Annotated in this window: 19 protein-coding genes; 17 read left to right on the top strand and 2 right to left on the bottom strand. The window is 63.0% G+C overall.

Features of this window, described 5'->3' with window-relative positions; translation table 11 throughout:
• Positions 1-21: 21 nt before the first annotated feature.
• The 8 genes from G6N47_RS26935 (at position 22) to G6N47_RS26900 (ending at position 8456) form a co-directional block, all read left to right on the top strand.
• On the top strand, positions 22-1050 hold the full coding sequence (locus G6N47_RS26935; RefSeq protein ID WP_083132771.1) for an MCE family protein: 1029 nt from the start codon (positions 22-24) through the stop codon (positions 1048-1050).
• The gene (locus G6N47_RS26930; RefSeq protein ID WP_083132770.1) at positions 1047-2357 is read left to right on the top strand and encodes an MCE family protein; all 1311 of its coding nucleotides are present in this window, start codon (positions 1047-1049) and stop codon (positions 2355-2357) included. The genes G6N47_RS26935 and G6N47_RS26930 overlap by 4 nt, the downstream gene beginning before the upstream one ends.
• A complete protein-coding gene (locus G6N47_RS26925) occupies positions 2354-3688 on the top strand; it encodes an MCE family protein (protein ID WP_083132769.1) in 1335 nt (444 codons plus the stop codon). The genes G6N47_RS26930 and G6N47_RS26925 overlap by 4 nt, the downstream gene beginning before the upstream one ends.
• A complete protein-coding gene (locus G6N47_RS26920) occupies positions 3685-4818 on the top strand; it encodes a virulence factor Mce family protein (RefSeq protein ID WP_083132768.1) in 1134 nt (377 codons plus the stop codon). The genes G6N47_RS26925 and G6N47_RS26920 overlap by 4 nt, the downstream gene beginning before the upstream one ends.
• A gap of 1 nt (position 4819) precedes the next feature.
• Positions 4820-6283, top strand: coding sequence for an MCE family protein (locus G6N47_RS26915; protein WP_083132767.1), 1464 nt, complete (start codon positions 4820-4822; stop codon positions 6281-6283).
• Positions 6247-6825, top strand: coding sequence for a mammalian cell entry protein (locus tag G6N47_RS26910; RefSeq protein ID WP_139799590.1), 579 nt, complete (start codon positions 6247-6249; stop codon positions 6823-6825). Before G6N47_RS26915 ends, G6N47_RS26910 begins: the two co-directional genes overlap by 37 nt.
• Before the next feature lie 83 nt (positions 6826-6908).
• Positions 6909-7616 (top strand): hypothetical protein, encoded by a 708-nt coding sequence (locus tag G6N47_RS26905; RefSeq protein WP_139799589.1) that lies wholly within the window; start codon positions 6909-6911, stop codon positions 7614-7616.
• Between the two features lie 171 nt (positions 7617-7787).
• On the top strand, positions 7788-8456 hold the full coding sequence (locus G6N47_RS26900) for a CAP domain-containing protein (RefSeq protein WP_083132765.1): 669 nt from the start codon (positions 7788-7790) through the stop codon (positions 8454-8456).
• A gap of 219 nt (positions 8457-8675) precedes the next feature.
• Here G6N47_RS26900 and G6N47_RS26895 read toward each other — a convergent pair whose 3' ends face one another.
• The gene (locus tag G6N47_RS26895; protein ID WP_083132764.1) at positions 8676-8963 is read right to left on the bottom strand and encodes a HigA family addiction module antitoxin; all 288 of its coding nucleotides are present in this window, start codon (positions 8961-8963) and stop codon (positions 8676-8678) included.
• A 14-nt stretch (positions 8964-8977) separates the two neighbouring features.
• Positions 8978-9259: a type II toxin-antitoxin system RelE/ParE family toxin gene (locus G6N47_RS26890; RefSeq protein WP_083132763.1), complete on the bottom strand. Its 282-nt coding sequence runs from the start codon at positions 9257-9259 to the stop codon at positions 8978-8980.
• Positions 9260-9906: 647 nt separating this feature from the next.
• On the opposite strand from G6N47_RS26890, the gene G6N47_RS26885 reads away from it, so the two are divergent.
• From G6N47_RS26885 to G6N47_RS26845, 9 genes are all read left to right on the top strand, one after another.
• Entirely contained in the window at positions 9907-10059 is a 153-nt protein-coding gene (locus G6N47_RS26885) for a hypothetical protein (protein WP_163659911.1), read from the top strand.
• Between the two features lie 143 nt (positions 10060-10202).
• On the top strand, positions 10203-10577 hold the full coding sequence (locus G6N47_RS26880; protein ID WP_139799588.1) for a hypothetical protein: 375 nt from the start codon (positions 10203-10205) through the stop codon (positions 10575-10577).
• Positions 10574-11872 (top strand): DUF7373 family lipoprotein, encoded by a 1299-nt coding sequence (locus G6N47_RS26875; protein ID WP_232080435.1) that lies wholly within the window; start codon positions 10574-10576, stop codon positions 11870-11872. The genes G6N47_RS26880 and G6N47_RS26875 overlap by 4 nt, the downstream gene beginning before the upstream one ends.
• Positions 11869-13083, top strand: a complete 1215-nt coding sequence (locus G6N47_RS26870; RefSeq protein ID WP_232080434.1) for a DUF7373 family lipoprotein — start codon at positions 11869-11871, stop codon at positions 13081-13083. Before G6N47_RS26875 ends, G6N47_RS26870 begins: the two co-directional genes overlap by 4 nt.
• Positions 13084-13090: 7 nt before the next feature.
• Entirely contained in the window at positions 13091-15118 is a 2028-nt protein-coding gene (locus G6N47_RS26865) for a serine/threonine-protein kinase (protein WP_083132761.1), read from the top strand.
• A gap of 144 nt (positions 15119-15262) precedes the next feature.
• Positions 15263-15934, top strand: a complete 672-nt coding sequence (locus G6N47_RS26860) for a hypothetical protein (RefSeq protein ID WP_083132760.1) — start codon at positions 15263-15265, stop codon at positions 15932-15934.
• Between the two features lie 5 nt (positions 15935-15939).
• Positions 15940-16464 (top strand): PIN-like domain-containing protein, encoded by a 525-nt coding sequence (locus tag G6N47_RS26855; protein WP_083132759.1) that lies wholly within the window; start codon positions 15940-15942, stop codon positions 16462-16464.
• Between the two features lie 150 nt (positions 16465-16614).
• Positions 16615-17061, top strand: a complete 447-nt coding sequence (locus tag G6N47_RS26850; protein ID WP_083132758.1) for a DUF3887 domain-containing protein — start codon at positions 16615-16617, stop codon at positions 17059-17061.
• A gap of 311 nt (positions 17062-17372) precedes the next feature.
• Complete coding sequence (locus tag G6N47_RS26845) at positions 17373-17897, top strand: hypothetical protein (protein ID WP_083132807.1); 525 nt, start codon at positions 17373-17375, stop codon at positions 17895-17897.
• Positions 17898-18024 lie beyond the last annotated feature (127 nt).

Raw genomic sequence — 18024 nt, 5'->3', positions numbered from 1 at the left:
GTAAGATCGAAAGGTCACCGCGTGAGAAGTAAACTGCCAGGCACCATCTGGCGTCTCACTGCATTCGTGGCTGTCTGCCTTTTCTTTATGTTCGCGATGTTCGCGATCTTCAGCCAGCTTCGGTTCCAGTCGGAGAAGGTCTATAACGCCGACTTCACCAACGTGACTGGATTGAAAGAAGGTCAGTTCGTCCGCATAGCCGGTGTGGAAGTCGGCAAGGTCAAAAGTATTGCGGTCCAGCCCGATACAACGGTGCGAGTCGCGTTCAGCGCCGACGATTCGGTCGTGTTGACGCAGGGCACCCGGGCCGTCATCCGCTACGACGACCTAATCGGCGGGCGCTACCTGGCACTCGAGGAAGGAGTAGGCGGAACCACGAAACTCCACCAAGGAGACACAATTGCGCTGTCCAACACCTCACCAGCGCTGGACCTCGATGCGCTGATCGGCGGTTTCCGACCCTTGTTCCGTGCACTCGACCCCGACCAGGTCAATGCGCTTACCGGACAGCTGATTAGCGCATTCGAAGGCCAGGGTGACACCATCGCCTCCTTTTTCGAACACACCGCGGCACTGACCCGCACCCTCGCCGACCGGGATCAGCTCGTCGGACAGGTCATCACCAACCTCAACACCGTCGTGGGTTCACTCGGCGAGCAACGGACTCAATTCCATAAAGCCATCGACTCTCTGTCCCAGCTGGTAACCACTCTGGCCGAACGCAAGCACGACATCAGCAATTCGGTCGCCTACACAAACGCGGCTACCTCCTCGCTCACCGACCTACTGGCCCAGGGACGTCCCCCGTTCCAAAAGATCGTTCGCGAGGCCGACCGCACAGCCGGTCTGATCGTGGCCGACCGGCCCTACATGGACAACTTGCTGCAAACCCTGCCCGACAAATTCCAGCTTCTCGCCCGGCAAGGCATCTACGGCGACTTCTTCAGCTTCTATCTGTGTGACGCAATCCTGAAAGTCAACGGCAAGGGCGGCCAGCCGGTTTACATCAAGCTGGCCGGTCAGGCCAGCGGAAGGTGCGCGCCCAAATGAAAACCTTCGCCGAACGCAAACCTCTCGTCCTCTGCGTCGTTGGCGTCGCCTTCACCGTGGCCATAGCGGCGGTTGCCCTCAACTACGACAAAGTGCCCTTCATCAATCAAAACAAACACTATTCGGCATACTTCGGTGATGCCGGCGGGCTGATAACCGGTGCCGCAGTGCAGGTTTCCGGCTACCAGGTGGGCAAAGTAGAAAGCCTCGGCTTAGACGGCCCCCGCGTCCTGGTGAAGTTCAACGTAGGCAAGAACATCCACTTGGGCGACCGCAGCGAGGCGGCGATCAAGACAAAAACTCTGTTGGGCGCAAAGATCCTTGAAGTCACCCCGCGCGGTGATGGCCAACAGCGCGGCCCCATCCCGATCGACCGCACCCGCTCGCCCTACCAGCTGCCCGATGCGCTCGGGGATCTCACGTCAACGATCAGCGGGCTCAACACCGATCAGCTGTCCCACTCGCTGGCCGTACTTTCAGACACCTTCAAGGACACCCCGCCAGCGCTGAGGCTGGCCATCGGCGGTGTAGGGCGATTCTCCGACACCTTGGACCAACGTGATGCACAGTTGCGCAACCTCTTAGCCAACGCCAACAAAGTGACCGGAATACTGGCCGAGGACAGCGACAAGATCGTCACCCTGCTCGCCAACACCAACGCTCTCCTGGCCCAACTGCAAAGTCAAAGCGGCGCTCTAGACCAGATCTCCCACAACATCACCTCGGCCGCCCGCCAGCTCGAGGGGTTCATCGCGGAAAACAGCGACACCTTTAAACCTATGTTGGACAAGCTCAATGGTGTGCTGGACATCCTGGATAACCACAAGGAGCGTGTCCAGCAGGCGATCAAGAAACTCAACGCCTACGTGATGTCGCTTGGTGAGTCCGTCGCCTCAGGACCGTTCTTCAAGGCCTATCTCGTTAACCTGTTGCCCGGCCAGTTCGTTCAGCCATTCATCGAAGCGGCGTTCTCCGATCTGGGACTGGATCCTGCCGTCCTGTTGCCGTCGCAGCGAACCGATCCACAAGTCGGACAACCAGGCACCCCGCCGCTGCCGGTTCCCTACCCACGTACCGGCCAGGGCGGTGAGCCCAACCGCACCCTCCCCGACGCCATCACGGGCAAACCCGGCGATCCGCGCTACCCGTATCGCGAACCGCTGCCTGCCCCGCCTCCGGGTGGTCCACCGCCCGGACCGCCGGCGCTGCCACCGCCCGGCCTGCACTCCCTTCCTGAGCCCACCCCATCCCCCATATACGTCCCCGCGCCGAGTGAAGCGTCGCCAGGCCCCAGAGGTGGTCAATGACCAAACGCACAACACGGATCGGACTGGCAGTCGCCCTGACCGCAACCTTGTTTGTCGGGTCATTCGTCGCATTGCGAACCACAGCTACGGTCCACCGCACACATGTGACCGCATACTTCGCCAGCAGCAACGGCATTTACGCCGGCGATGAGGTGCGGATCTTGGGTATCCCCGTCGGCAAGATCGACCGAATCGAACCGCAGCAGCAACGGGCAAAGATCTCGTTCTGGTACGACGACAAGTACCCGGTGCCGGCGAACGCCAACGCGGTGATCATCTCCCCTTCACTCGTCGCAGTCCGGGCGATCCAACTGACACCCGCCTACACTCAGGGACCCGCCATGCAAAACGGTGCTGTGATCCCACTGGAGCGCACCGCGGTTCCGGTCGAATGGGACGACCTGCGCGCGCAGCTGCAGAAACTCACCGAGATGCTGCAGCCAACGCAGCCCGGTGGAGTAAGCACGCTAGGGGTAGCCGTCAACACCGCTGCGGAAAATCTGCGCGGCGAAGGACCCAATATCCGCGACACGTTGATCAAACTGTCGCAAGCGTTTTCCGCACTCGGTGACCACAGCACCGATCTGTTCTCCACGGTCAAAAACGTCTCCACCCTGGTATCGGCCTTGCAAGACAGCAAGGACGTACTGCGTCAGCTAAACCAGAATCTAGCCGCAGTAACCGCTCTACTGTCGGACGACCCGAACGAAATCAGCAACGCAGTATCTGCCATCAACGATGTGGTCGACCATCTGAAAACCTTTGTGGCAGAAAACCGAGACGCAATGGGCACGACCTCCGACAAACTCGCGTCGGTTACGACGGCGCTGAACCAGAGCCTCGATGACGTCAAGCAGACGCTGCACATCCTGCCGAACGTCCTGCAAAACTTCACCAACATCTACCAGCCAGCCCAAGGGGCCCTAACCGGAGTTTTGGCGCTCAACAACTTCGCTAATCCCCTCACGTTTTTGTGCGGCGCAATCCAAGCCGCCTCTCGACTGGGCGGGAAGGACGCAGCCAAGCTCTGCGTGCAATATCTCGCCCCGATCATCAAGAACCGTCAGTACAACTTCTTGCCGCTGGGCGAAAACCTGTTCGTCGGGGCGGCGGCGCGCCCTAATGAGCTCACGTACAGCGAAGACTGGCTGCGCCCGGATTACGTTCCGCCGTCTGGTTCGGCAGCGGCTCCCCACCCTGCCGGTCCGGCCGCGTCTGTTGGCGAAAGGACGGCTGCTGAAGCGCCCGAGCCGACCCAGGTGGCGCCGGCGCCGACAAAGCCGGCGGACGGCCTACAGGGAATGATGTTGCCGCCCGGCGGTGGGACATGAAGTCGAAAAACCAGACGGCGGTCATCGCGGCGGTTTTGGGCATGGCCATTGCGATATCGGGCTGCGGATGGCGCGGTGCGAATTCCCTGCCGCTGCCCGGCACGCAAGGCCGTGGCCCGGGTTCGTTCACCATCCAGGCGCAATTGCCGGATGTGGACAACATAGAGCGAAACTCCCGGGTCCGAGTCGGTGACGTCACCGTCGGCACCGTCAGCAAGATAGAACGGCAAGGCTGGCACGCATTACTCACCATGACCATCAACGGCGACGTGGAATTGCCCGCCAACGCGACGGCCAAGGTTGGACAAACTAGCCTGCTCGGTTCCAAACACATCGAGCTGGCGCCGCCGAAAATGGTCGCGCCCGAGGGCAAATTACATGCCGGATCGTTGATTCCGTTGGCGTCGGGGAGCTCGTATCCCACTACGGAGAAGACGCTGGCCGCACTGTCGCTGGTTCTCAACGGTGGCGGGATCGGTCAGATCCAAGACATCACTCAGGCACTGAGCACCGCGTTGGCCGGCCGCGAGAACGATCTGCGAAGCCTCATCAAGCAGCTGGATAGGTTTATCGGCTACGTCAACAACCAGACCGAAGACATCATCGACGCCACCGAGAGTCTCAACAACTTTGCCGGCCAGGTCGCCGACCAGAAGCCGGTGCTCGACAAGGCTTTCAAGACTATCCCCGATGCACTGGCCGTCCTGAAAGACGAACGAAAGACGTTGGCCGACGCACTTGATTCACTGGGCAAGTTCAGCGCAGTGGCTGCCGATTCCGTGAACAAGACCAAGGATAACCTGGTCACGGAACTGAAAGGCATTGGGCCCGTGCTTGAATCGCTGGCCAATGCCGGCCCGGATCTGACTCGATCGCTGAGCTTCTTCGCCACGTTCCCGTGGCCAAACGAGACTTTGGAGAAGTGGTTCCGCGGTGACTACGCCAACCTCACCGCTATTTTCGACCTTACCCTGAGCCGCATCGACGCCGGGTTGTTCACCGGCACCCGCTGGGAAGGCAACCTGACCGAGCTCGAAATGCAGTGGGGCCGCACGATTGGACAAATGCCAAGCCCCTACACCGCCGGTAATCCGCTGGTCGTGCCATACCACCGGGACCAGGGCCGCTGACATGCGAATGAACAGACGGATTTGGACTCAACTCACCGTCCTGATCGCGATCACCGCGACCGCTTTCATGTTCATGGCGTTCGGTTACATGCGGCTGCCAACCCTGCTATTCGGTGTCGGCCACTATCGGGTCACGGTGCAATTGCCAGAAGCTGCAGGCCTCTACGAGCGAGCCAACGTGACCTATTTAGGCACCGAGGTAGGTCAGGTTAAGTCGGTCGAACTTACCGATAGCGGCATCAATGCGGTGCTCTCCCTGCGCTCCGACGTAAAAATACCCGCCAACCTCGACGCCCGAGTCCACAGCACCTCCGCTGTCGGAGAGCAGTACGTCGAGTTGCTACCGCGCGCAGGCGAATCCGCGCCCCTCAAAACTGGCGATGTCATCCCGCTCAGCCACTCATCTGTCCCACCCGATGTCAACGAACTTCTCAATGCCACCAACCGCGGTTTGCAGGCGATCCCAGGTGAGAACCTCAAGACCGTGATCGACGAGTCCTACACAGCGATAGGTGGCCTTGGACCGGAGCTCTCGCGCATCGTAAAGGGATCCACACGGCTGGCCATAGACGCACGCAAGAATTTGGACGAGCTGACCAATGTCATCGACAACGTCGCACCGGTGCTGAACACCCAAACCGACACGTCGGAATCCGTCCAGGCATGGGCGGCCCACATGGCCGATATCACTCGGCAGCTCAAGGACAACGACGTGGCAGTCCGAAATGTGCTGCACAAGGGCTCCGGAGCCATGGAGGAAGTACGGGATCTCTTCGACCGGCTGCAACCGACGCTGCCGATCGTGATGGCCAACCTGGCCAGCATCGCTCCAGTGCTGGTCACCTATCACGCCGGTCTCGAGCAAATCTTGGTGCTCGTCCCTCTGGGGACAGCGGCCATGCAAGCGGTGACCGTCGCCAACCAAAACACTAAGCAGGACTACAGGGGCGCCTATCTGAGCTTCAACCTCAATTTCAACCTCCCCCCGCCCTGCACGACCGGCTACCTGCCGATCCAGCAACAGCGGGTCCCCACCTACGAGGACTACCCGGACCGCCCGGCAGGCGATGTGTATTGCCGCGTGCCGCAGGACTCGATGTTCAACGTGCGCGGCGCCCGTAACTACCCCTGCGTGACCCGGCCCGGCAAACGAGCCCCAACCGTCAAGTTATGCGAAAGCGACGAGAGCTATGTCCCACTAAACGACGGCTTCAACTGGAAGGGCGACCCCAACGCCACGCTGTCCGGACAAGACATCCCGCAGTTGCCTCCGGGATCAACGCCCGCACAGCAACTTCCGCCCAACGGCCCGGCACCATCGCCGATCGCAGCAGCCGAATACGACCCCGCTACCGGCAGCTACGTCGGTCCGGACGGCAACGTGTACACCCAGTCCAACCTCGCCCAAACCGCACCGAAGGAGCAGACATGGCAGTCGATGCTGATACCTCCTACGGCCCGCTGACCGTCCTGGTGGAATCGGATGTGGACTGCACCGATACCGGCAGCGACATCGACCCGAACAGCCGAGCCAGCGTTCCCGATCCGGCTGAGGCCGAGGCTTGCGTCGATGAGCAGTCCGCGCTTCGCGCCACTTCCGAGGTTCGATCCGCGGTGACTTTAGGCGCCGCCATGGTTGTTGTGTTGGCAGTTGTCGTCGGTTGGCTCGGATTTCGCTTTTACCAATCTCATCGCGATCAAGCGCGGGACGCGCTACTTCTCCAGGCCGCCAGACAAGGGGCCCTGAACCTGACCACCATCAGCTACACCGAAGCAGACTCCGATGTGCAACGAATTCTCGATTCCTCGACCGGCGAATTCTACGACGACTTCCAAAGGCGCTCACAGTCGTTTATCGACGTGGTCAAAAAGGCGCAATCAAAATCGGAAGGCACGGTCACCGCAGCCGGGCTTGAGTCGGTGCAGAGCGACGAGGCCAAGGTGCTAGCGACCATATCGGTGAAAACCTCTAACGCTGGCGCCGCTGAACAACAACCGCGCCTGTGACGAATGCGTATCACCGTGCGGAAGGTCGGCAACACCGCCAAAGTGTCCAACGTCCAATTCGTGCCATGAGTACCCGACATCGCATGACGACGGGAGGAGTTGCGGTGCCTAAAAGCTCGGCGTTCGTCATCGACGGCGCTGCCGCCGATGCCGATCCAACCGGTCGGGCCGTCGAGACTCCGGTCGTTGACAGCGACGATAGCCACGAATCCGACTGCCATCGGCTTGAATCCACCCACGAGGCCGACGATGCTCACGCAGCGGCCGGCGAACCTGCCACGAACGAATCTCAACAAAAGACCCGCCGGCAGAAATGGAGTCGCGTGGTCGGCTTCGGTGCCCTACCAGCGCTTGCCCTGCTATTAGCGCTGGCAGCAGGATATCTGAAATGGCAGGATGGTGCAGTTCGTGAAACAGCGCTCGGCCGAAGCCAATCCGTGCATGCGGCCATTGACAGCACGATCGCGATGTTGTCCTACCGCCCCGATAGCGTGGACAAGGACCTGCACGCCGCTCAGGACCGTCTCACCGGCAACTTTCGGAACGCCTACTCCTCGCTGATCGATGACGTGGTGATCCCCGGTTCCAGGCAAAAGGACATCTCGGCGGTCGCCACCGTCCCAGCCGCCGCGTCGGTGTCGGCAACCGGCAATCACGCAGTCGTCATCGTTTTCGTAAACCAGACAACTGTTGTCGGCAACGATGCCCCGACCAATTCCGCCTCAAGCGTCCGAGTGACGTTGGAAAAGCTTGGTGGACAGTGGCTTATCTCGGACTTCACGCCGGTATGACTGGAAATGAGGGCATTCATGAATACCGGTAGCGGCGGCGGCGATCATCGCGTGGACGGCACGGCTGAGTGGCCCTATCACGGTGGGGGGCGTCCGGCGAACGCGCGCCGACCCGGTGGCGGATCTGTCCACGGGATCGTGGTAGACCCCGATCGAAGACAGCTCGCGTCCATGATTGTGCGACGTGGGATCCAGACAATCGCCTTGGCCGGGGTGATTGTCGCGTTCGTCGCGACGCCAGCCGCGCGCGCCGACAACAAGCGCCTCAACGATGCAGTAGTCGCGAACGTCTACACGGCCCAGCATCAAGCGGGCTGCACCAACGACGTCAAAATCAATCCCCAACTACAACTCGCCGCCGAGTGGCACGCGAAAGATGTGCTGAACAACCGCAACCTCGTTGATGACATTGGCTCAGATGGGTCGGGCCCGCAAGACCGCGCGAACGCAGCCGGCTTCCACGGTCAGGTGGGCGAAACAGTGGCGATCAACCCAGCGGCGGCAATCAGTGGCGTTGAGCTGATCAACCAGTGGTATTACAACCCAGCGCATTTCGCCATCATGTCTAACTGCGCTAACTCCCAGATCGGAGTGTGGTCAGAAAATAGTCCGGATCGCACGGTCGTGGTGGCCGTCTACGGACGGCCACAGCAACTCGTCGACCCGCCCAGAAGGAGAGCCGAAACTTCGCCTATGGCCGCCGCACCTGGCCAATCGGAAAACATTCCGCTCGATCCCAGCCCCGACTACGATGCCAGCGACGAACTCGAGTTCGGCATCAGCTGGTTTCCCTGGATCCTACGGGGCGTCTACCCACCGCCAGCCCATCCGCCGGAATAGCGTGGCTTCCAGGTACGGCAGCCCAACTAACCTTCGGAGGCCGTCTTTTCGCACCAACACTTCCGAGATTTGCTAAGGACTTGTACCCCCCGCGACCGGTAACGATTGGCGGATCCACACCGCCAGTTCACCATTCGACGGTTTTGGAGGTTGCTGCGCCAAGGGTAGACGTTTCCAGAAGCGTCCAGGTAACCGATCTGGGAACGAGATCGGAGCGACTCAAGCGATGCTTTCGATCCGGCTGAGTTGGTCGCCGAGGCCGAGCCGTGCTATGTCAGCGTCGTAGCGGGCCTGCATGTTGATCCAGAACATGTCAGTAAGCCCGAACGCGCGCGAAAGACGGAGCCCGGTGTCGGCAGTAATCGCTCGCCGGCCGTGCACGATCTCGTGGACCCGCGGCAGTGGCACGTCGATCGCCTTCGCCAGTCTGTACTGCGTGATCCCAAGTGGCTCCATGAACTCCGTCAGGAGGATCACGCCCGGGTGGGTCGGCATGAAATCTCCCATGGCTTTTCCCTCACTTAGTGGTAGTCGGTCAGTTCGACCTGCTCGGCACCGTCGTTGGCCCATACGAAGCACACCCGCCATTGGTCGTTGACGCGAATACTGTGTTGGCCTTCGCTGTCGCCTGCGAGCTTCTCCAAGCGATTTCCGGGAGGCACCCGCAGATCGTTGAGGTTTTCCGCCGCATCGATGAGCTGCATCTTTTCGCGAGCTTTCTTCGCGGTTTCTTTGCTGAAGCACTTCGCAAAGGTCAGGTTCCACACTTTCTCGCTATCCCTGTCCTTAAAGGAGCGGATCACCTCCCCAATGGTAACGTGGCTAGTTAGTAACGTCAAACGTAACCATCGGCTTATTGGGGGGTCCTAGATCCCGTCACCGGGACGGCGTGCAGCGGCGGGCAACGTGGGCCAGTCCGCTCTTGTCGGGTGCACCGGAGTCGCCGCCGAGCACGGCAACAGCGGCCTGGCATGAAATTCGGTTCTATCTCGATCTATTTTGCCGTCGCTCCGATGTTTACGCTCTGCCGTAACAGAGCCGCCGGGACCGTCGCTCCGGTTGGACGCGAGCCGTTCACGGCTGTTGGCGACGAAACATTAAGCGCACCGATGCTTAGCCAGGCATTTCGCGCATCGAGCGCCGTGACCGTTACTACGCTGGAGACTCAGCCTGACGGCTGTTGTACCGCAACGACTTACGAATAATATGCGGCTAATCCATCACTCCTGCAGTTCTCCCCAGCACCTGCCGAAATGGACCCGTGCTCACCTCGCGCGGCGAAGCGGGCGGTGTAGCAACTTGTCCGAGGTAACACGACATGCGATATCCGACCACGTCGCGAGGCTAAGGTGGTGTCGGGGCACATTGCTGATCACTAGTTGCCGCAGTACATTCCGGAATTCAATAATTGTTTGTTGGTGCCGCTCAGTGCCGTTCGTCGAGGTCAGACATGGCCGCAGCACCGACAGCCGACCCGGGCTTCCACAGTGAGATCAGCGATGTGGGCGTCGCCGGTTCCGTCCCGGAGGCCACCGTGGAACAACGGATGCAGGACATTCCGGTATTCGCCGGAATGGCGCGAACAACGTTGCCGGACAGATGACCGAGAAAACCCGTGAACGAAGCTGACGCCCTGGTAGCAGCGACTACCATCTTTCTGGTCTGGTCGGGATCGCCACAGGTACCGGCGCGGGGCACACAAAAAGAAGGATTGAACATGGGAACGCAGCCCGTCCCGAGGGGTCGGTGAGTGAACCGGTGGCCGGGCTCATGAGCCAACCGCGGGCCCGCCTGCAACGCGCGGCACGGGATGCAGCGCTGCCGTATCCGACAAATCCCGACTTGCAGCAGTGCGCCGTCGACGCCGCGATCCACCTTCTGTGCGACACAGCCGACTTGAACACCGCCGGGGCCGAATGGCGCCGAATTCAGCAAGAGGAGAAAAGAATTCGCGCCCGGGTACGACCGCTGGCGGTGATGTCAGTCGCCGACAAGATCTTCTCCGAACGGTGGGTCGCCCGCGCAACCTTCGTGGATCGCATGCGGTTGCGCCGCTGGTCGGGCAAAACAACCAGCGCGCGCCGAAGTCAATCAGTGCCGGCTCAGAGAGCCTCCCGGTGAAAACGGAACACCGACGCCTGCCTCGCGTTGGCGGCGTGTGTGCGCGCCGGACCTCGGCGGCGCTGCGGATCGCGGTCATCGCCGTGGCGATCGCGCTGAGCGGCGGCTGCTCGACGGTGGTAACCGGCAGCGCCATGAAGTCCGGCGGCCCGGGCCCGGAGGCGGCCAACGTGGCGCTGCTGGACCCCGGCAACTACCCGCGCCGACCCCGACCACCACTGGGAAACGTCGCCGACGAGGCCGCGGGGCGCCGCGTCGAAGCCCAGCGGATGGCCGAGATGGTGGCCGGACCCTGGGAGGTCGACGGGGCGTTGAAAAGCCCGACGCAGGCCGAAGTTGCACCCACGACCGCCTTCCCCGACCCCGGGCGGCTGTCGGTGCTGGTGCGGGGCGAGACCATCGCCACCCTGGCCGCTGATCATCACTTCGTCGCCGGCTTCGTCAGCGGGCGCGCCACCCCGCCACCACCTCGCGGGCAGCCCGGTTCCGCCGAGAGCCCCAAGGTTCTCGATAACGGGGTGTTTCGCTTTCCCAGCCCGCAAGAGGCCACCGACGCTGCCGCGGCCATGGCCGCATCCGACATGGCCACCATCCGCCCGGGCGACGTGCCGGCGACCCGGCTGCCCATCCCCCGCCACCCCGACACGGTGGCCAATGTGGCACCGCTGTCGGGAGGTTTTGAAGCCGAAGCCTTCACCGCCCACGGCCCCTACGTATTTTTCCAGTTCGCCGGCTCCAAGGAGAGCGCCGACGCGGTCGCCGACATGATCGCCAAAGCCCTTGACCTGCAAGGCCCGATGGCCGACCACTTCCAAGCCACGCCGTTGGACCATCTGGCCACCCTGCCCGCCGACCCGACCGGGCTGCTGGCCCGCACCGTGCCCGCCACCGACCCCGGCGTCAACCAGGCCGCGGTCTATGGTGCGCACGGCTCCCTGCACTTTCGGGCCGACCCGGTGGCCACCGTGGCGATGTACAACGACGCGGGCATCACCCACGTGGCCGCCGAACGCACCACCGTCTACGAGGCAGTCGACGCCACCGGCGCCCAGCGGGCCGCCGACGGGCTCGTACGCATGGACGTGCCCTTCTTGCGCTACCACTCCGCACCCGGCATCAACGGGCTGCCCTCGGCGCGCTGCTTTGACCGCGGACCCGACATCACCGACTTGGGAGCCGTACGCTACCTGTGCATCGCCACCGCCGACCGCTACGCATTCAAAGCCACTGCCGCCCAAGAGCTCGAAGCCCACCAGATCATCGCCGCCCAATACCTGATGCTGACCGCCCCATGACCCGCCACCCCCGCCGATGGGCCCTCGCCGCCGCGGCCGCCGCCGCGGCGGCGACGCTGGCGTGCAGTACCACAATCGCGGGCACCCCTGGCAAAGAGCCGGCGGCGGGTGGCTCCGACGGCGTCGATGTCGCCCTGCTCGATGCCGGCAACTTCCCCACCGCCCCGCGCCCGCCGCTGGGGGCGGCCGGCGACGCGGTGCGCGGCGGGTGGGCCGAGGCGCGCCGCCTGGCCAGCGCGCTACTGGGTCCCTGGGAGGCCGATGCCGACCTGATCGATTACTCCCAGTTCGAGTCCGGCGTGGTGAAAAACACCGACTCGGTGAACGCGCTGCTGGGCGCGCCGTTGGGCGCGGCCCTCGACGGACACCACTTTGTGGCCGGATTTTCCAGCTCGCGACACACCGAAAAAGGTACCTACAAAACGTTGCTCAACATGGTGCTGGAAATGGCCGGCCCGGCCGACGCCACCGAGGCGGTGGCCGCCATGGCCGCCAAAAGCGGCGCGTTGACACTGCCCCTCGACACCAACCCGGTGCCGACACAACAGTTTTCGATTCCCCGTTACCCCGCAACAACCGCGCTGACCTACAGCTGGACCGAACAATACCCCGCGCCGGGCGGCCCCCGCTTCGCGGTGACTGCCCTGACCGCGCACGGCCAATACGTGCTGGCGCAGACGGCGGTCTCGGCAGACAATGCCGACGCCGCGGCCCAATTGATCGCCACCACACTGGATCTGCAGCAGCCACTGATCGACACGTTCAAGCCCACCCCGGTCAATCAGTTGCCCCAGCTGCCGCTGGATCCCGACGGGCTGATGGCACGCACGATGGCGCCCAGAGCCGAAAACGAGACGGTCAGCGACGGGATCTATGACGCGCACGGGGCGCTGCACCTGGCCAGCGACGACCCGGTGCACCTGCAAGCGCTGTTCAAATCCACTGGTGTGCAGCAGGCTGCGGTGCTACTTGAAACCAGGGTGTACCGAACCCCCGACAGCGCCGCGGCGGCGCGCATTGTGGCCGACATGACCGGGCCGCACCAAGTGGCCGGGATCAGCGGCATGCCCCAGGCGAAATGCTTCAACGAAACATTGGCTTACTGGTGTGTGGCCAGCGCAGAGCGTTACGCCTACCAGATGCAAAACGAGCAAGAAAACGCTCTGCACCAAATGATGGCCGCCCAATACCGCATGCTGACCGGGAAATGAGCCACCGATGCCGCTGGCCGTAGGAACCATGATCGCGGGATACCGCATCGAAGGCGTGCTGGGTTCGGGCGGGATGGGCACGGTCTATCGGGCCCGCCACCCGACGCTGCCCCGCAGCGATGCGCTGAAAATTCTGTCCGCCGAGCTGTCGGTGGACCGCCAGTTCAGGACGCGTTTCACCCGCGAAGCCGACCTGGCCGCCACCCTGAACCACCCCAACATCGTGCGGGTGTACAACCGGGGCGAAACCGACGACGGGCACCTGTGGATCGCCATGGAGTACGTCGAGGGAACCGCAGCAATCGATTTGGCCCGCGCCGATCTCACTCCGGTGCGCATCGTGCGCATCATCACCGACGTCGCCGCCGCACTCGACTACGCGCACTCGCGGCGGGTGTTACACCGCGACATCAAACCCGGCAACTTCCTGGTGTCGGCGCCGGGCAGCGACCACGAACGAGTATTGTTGGCGGACTTCGGGATCGCGCGCGCGCTTGACGACGCCACCAGCCTCACGGCGACGGGCGCCATGGTCGGCACCGCCGCCTACACCGCACCGGAGACCATCGAGGGCCGACCGGCCGACCACCGCACCGACATCTACTCGCTGGGATGCGCGCTGTTTCGGCTACTGACCGACCGCGCCCCCTATGCGGATAATTCACTGTCTGCGGTGTTGGCCGGGCACCTGATGCGGCCTGTCCCCCGGCCCAGTGAGTTCAACCCCGCCCTGCCGGATGAGATCGACGACGTGATCGCCCACGCGATGGCCAAAGATCCCGCCGATCGCTTCCAAACCGCTAACGAACTCGCCGCCGCCACCCGCGCCGCGCTGACCGACGAGCATGCGCCGTCGACCACCACCGGTCCTGGCGAGCCGAAAGCAACCAACCCGACCAATCCCACCCTGACCTATCCACCAACCGTGCCGCCGGCGGGCCCTGCGGTGTGGCCGGGCTACGACCCGCGCGGCGGCGGCGCACCGCCGAACGGCGGTGCGCCGCAACAGGTCATCGGCGCGCCCCCTGCGCTGCCGCCGGGCGGCGTACCCCACGATGGGGCTAAACTTAAGCGCCGCAAGCGTATTCGCCTCATGGTAGGCATAACTGTTGGCGTGGCCGCGCTGGTCGCCGCGACGGTCGCGGGAATCCAGCTGGTCGGCCGCACCGGCGGCGGGCCGGGCCCCTACGAACCACAAACGCTGAGCACCAAATTCGGCACCATCAAACTTCAGCACCGGCCGGTGGCGATCGCTGCGCTCGGGCCCGGTGATGCCGACGCGGTGCTCTCACTGGGCACCCAACCGGTTCTCATCAACGCACCCAACGCGAGTGTGCCCACCTGGCTGCAGCCGTTAATCCACTCATCTCCACCGGTATTCGCCGCAGCCGACACCGGCGCGATCGCTGCCGCCAAACCTGACCTGATCATCGACACCGCAGACATCGACCAACACACCTACGACTCGTTGGCGGCGATCGCACCTACCCTCGCCCAGCCCGCCGACACCACCGAAGACTGGTCCTGGCAGACGCAGCTGAACTGGATCGCCACCGCCCTCGGGCGCACCGGTGCCGCCAAAACCCTCCTCGCTAAGGCGCAATCCGAGCAGGCGACGATCCGCTCCGAGCATCGCAGCTTCTCCGGGAAATCCATCATCGTGGTGAATTACACCGGCGACACCACAACCGCCGACGCGACTCCATCACCGCCGAGCAGCTACTTGCAAGGTATCGGCTTCACTTACAGCACCCACTTCAAACGCAGCCCCGGCGGCCCGCCGGCCGTGCCGTTCAACATCAACGACGTCGACTACGCCGTTCAGCGCACCGACATCATGCTGCTGCTGCGCACCGATCCCGCGGCCGGCGGCGGAGGCTATGCCGGCCTGCCCGCCAGATACAGCAGCTTCGGTGGCACCCTGGTCATCGTCGACGACCCCGCCACCATCACCGCGCTCAACACCGGCGGTCCGGCAGCCACCACCTACCTCAACACCGCGCTCATCGCCAAGCTCAGCAACCAAATCCATTGAAGCCGCCGAGATCGGCGTTACCACGCCTGACCGCCACTCAGACGGCGACGCGGTGACGGATTCGCCGGTGCGCCTACCTCGCAGGTCAGCATCGTTTTGACGAGCCTAGCTCCGAACGTCGCTACCCTCTGCGACAATCGCGACATGTCAACGGTCAGCCTGCTTGAGCGCGAGATGTACTCGGAAGCAGAAGCGGCGCGACTGCTTCGAGTTCACCAGCCGACGCTGCACTATTGGCTTGAGGGCAAGAAGTGGCGCGGGCGTGAGTATGCCCCTGTCATTCGTGAAGAGCCGACTGGCAAGAAGACCGTGACCTGGGCGGAGTTCGTAGAAGCCGGTCTGCTCGCTCAGTACCGCCGTCAAAGCGTGCCGCTTGACGAGGTGCGCCGATTTATCGCGATCCTGCGCGAGCAGACCGGCGTACCCTACCCGCTCGCCACAGCACGACCCTGGGTCATCAGTCGGCGATTGGTGATCGAGGCACAAAAGGCCGCCCATTTGCCCGCGCAGTACTGGCTGTACGCTCCGGTTGGCGACCAGCCGGTGATGCTTCCGCCCGCAAAGGACTTCCTCGATCGTGTGAAGTTCGAGAACGACGAAGCCGTCCTGTGGCGTCCTGAAGGAGAACGTTCACCGGTTGTGATCGATCCCCAGCAGCGATTCGGTCTGCCGTCCGTGGGCGGTATCAGCACGTCAGTCCTCAAGGAATACTCCGACGGTGGCTACAGCTATCAAGAGATCGCAGATGAGTTCGGCTTGACCGTGCGTGAGGTCGAGATGGCGGTGGCATACGAGTTGTCAAGTAAAGCTGCCTAACTCGCATGACGGCGACCGTCCGCTTCTACTTCGACGCGGACATCCTCGGCTTAGCGCACGTTATCTGCGCGCTCCGCCCCGACTGTAGCTATCCTGGCGACCCCGGCGCGACCATCAAACGCCGAACGCGACCCGCTTGTGTCGTCGAAACGCCGAAAGCCAAAGATCGCGAATGGATTCCGGTTGTTGCAGAGCAAGGCTGGATAGCGATAACCCGCGATAGCAACATCCTGGATCACCTGAGCTTGCTCGAAGCGGTGAAGACGCACCGTCTGCGACTGGTCACCCTAAGCGGTAGGGACGGTAGCGACAAGTGGGGCCAGCTAGAGATTGCCATGAGCCAATGGCGGCAGATCGAGGCTCTGCACGACCGGAATGGCCCATTGATCGTCTCCGCGACGCGGACCACGTTCCGCGAGATCGAGATAGACGAGCGTTTAGACGAACTTCGAGGGTTAGCAACCAAATCATCGAGGCGGCGGGTTCGAAAGCCTGCGCCGGGCACGGGCGAAACCGCGCCGCTGTGGTGAGTTGAAGTCACGAAAAGCTTCGTAGTGTCTTTTCGGAGGCCCGGCACGCAGCAGAGAAACCTCTATCGAACGGCCACCTGAAAACAGCTACCGCGCAGCGGATCTGCACAGCGCCGAATAAACGGCCAGGCATCCGACTATGATTTGCCCATGGGGCTACGTGATGGGGATGGATATCAGCGGAGCAGCGCACTTAGGCTGGCAGCCGGCGCTGTGGTGTTCGCCGGCGGCCTGACCTTGATCGGGATCAGCGCCGCACCGGTCGCGATCGCCTCCCCTACCCCAGATGAGCTCGCGCTGGCAACGTTGGACAACATCGTGCAGGGCGACGACACCGCGGCCACCGCCCATTTCGACCCGAGGATGCAAGCGGCTCTGCCGGCCCAGGCCCTCGGGCAGGCATGGACGAACTACCAACAAACGTTGGGTCCCTACCAATCCCACGGTGACCCCGAGGACCTTCAGCGCGGCGATCTGACCGTGGTCAACGTGCCCTTACAGATGGCACACGCACCCGGTCAATTCCGACTGACTGTGCACCCCGACGGCACCATCGCAGGCTTGTTCTTCCTCAGACAGGGAGTACCGGTCCCCTGACTCCGTAATCGCCCGACGTCATTGGAATGCTTCACCACGGCTGACATCGCTGGTGGTTCAACGAAGTTCGTGAATGCAGAGCCAGCAGTGGGCTGGCCAGTAGAAGTCTCTATCTTGGCTTTCTTTGCGGCAGAACACTTTTTCGACCGCGCGCGTGTTCGACTCTGGGTAACCTGAGCCTCGTGGAGCACCGCGATGGTCAGTGGCTTGGCGCCGAAGCCGCGCGCCGGCTCGCGAAATGCGATGGCCTCGAGGCTCGCCCGCCACGCGCTGACGTCGAGGGCACGCGTGCACAAACCCGGCTCACGAAACTGCGCGGCGTCGTGATTCAACCGGCGCTGACTGACGCGGAAATCCGGCGTACCGAAGACCGGTTCGGATTTGAGTTCGCTGATGACCATCGGGCGCTTTTGTCGGCCGGGTTGCCGACCGGTGAGCACTGGCCGGATTGGCGAGGCGGAAACGCTGACGACTTGCGCAAAGCACTGAGCTGGCCCGTCACCGGGGTGCTGTTCGATGTCGAGAACAACGCCTTCTGGGATTGCAGATGGGGCGAGCGACCCGCCGATAATGCCGGCGCGGTGAAGCTGGCGGCTGCCGCGCTTGCCGACGCCCCGCAAATGGTGCCGGTTTACTCACATCGGTACTTACCTGCAGGGCGCGAAACATTCGGTCATCCCGTCTTGTCGATCCACCAGACGGACGTCATCTGCTACGGCACCGACCTCGTCGACTACGTGTTCCAGGAATTCGGCGTCGGGCCGGGCATCGAGCGGAGCGATCCGCGCTGGCGTCCGCGACCGACCGTCGCGTTCTGGTCAGACTTGCTCGAATAGCGTGAACGACGCGTCTGCCAGCGGACGGCTTCATCGCTCATGAGGCTTCCCGGCATTGGAATGACCCGCACGGCTGCCAGTGCCCCAAGGCGGGCCGGTCGAACCGGTGCTGGAGCTGATCGAGATT

Origin of the sequence: Mycobacterium branderi (assembly GCF_010728725.1) — a bacterium.
Classification (GTDB): domain Bacteria; phylum Actinomycetota; class Actinomycetes; order Mycobacteriales; family Mycobacteriaceae; genus Mycobacterium; species Mycobacterium branderi.
The sequence above is the reverse complement of the archived record's forward strand: the minus strand, read 5'-3'. Positions and strand labels throughout refer to the sequence as shown.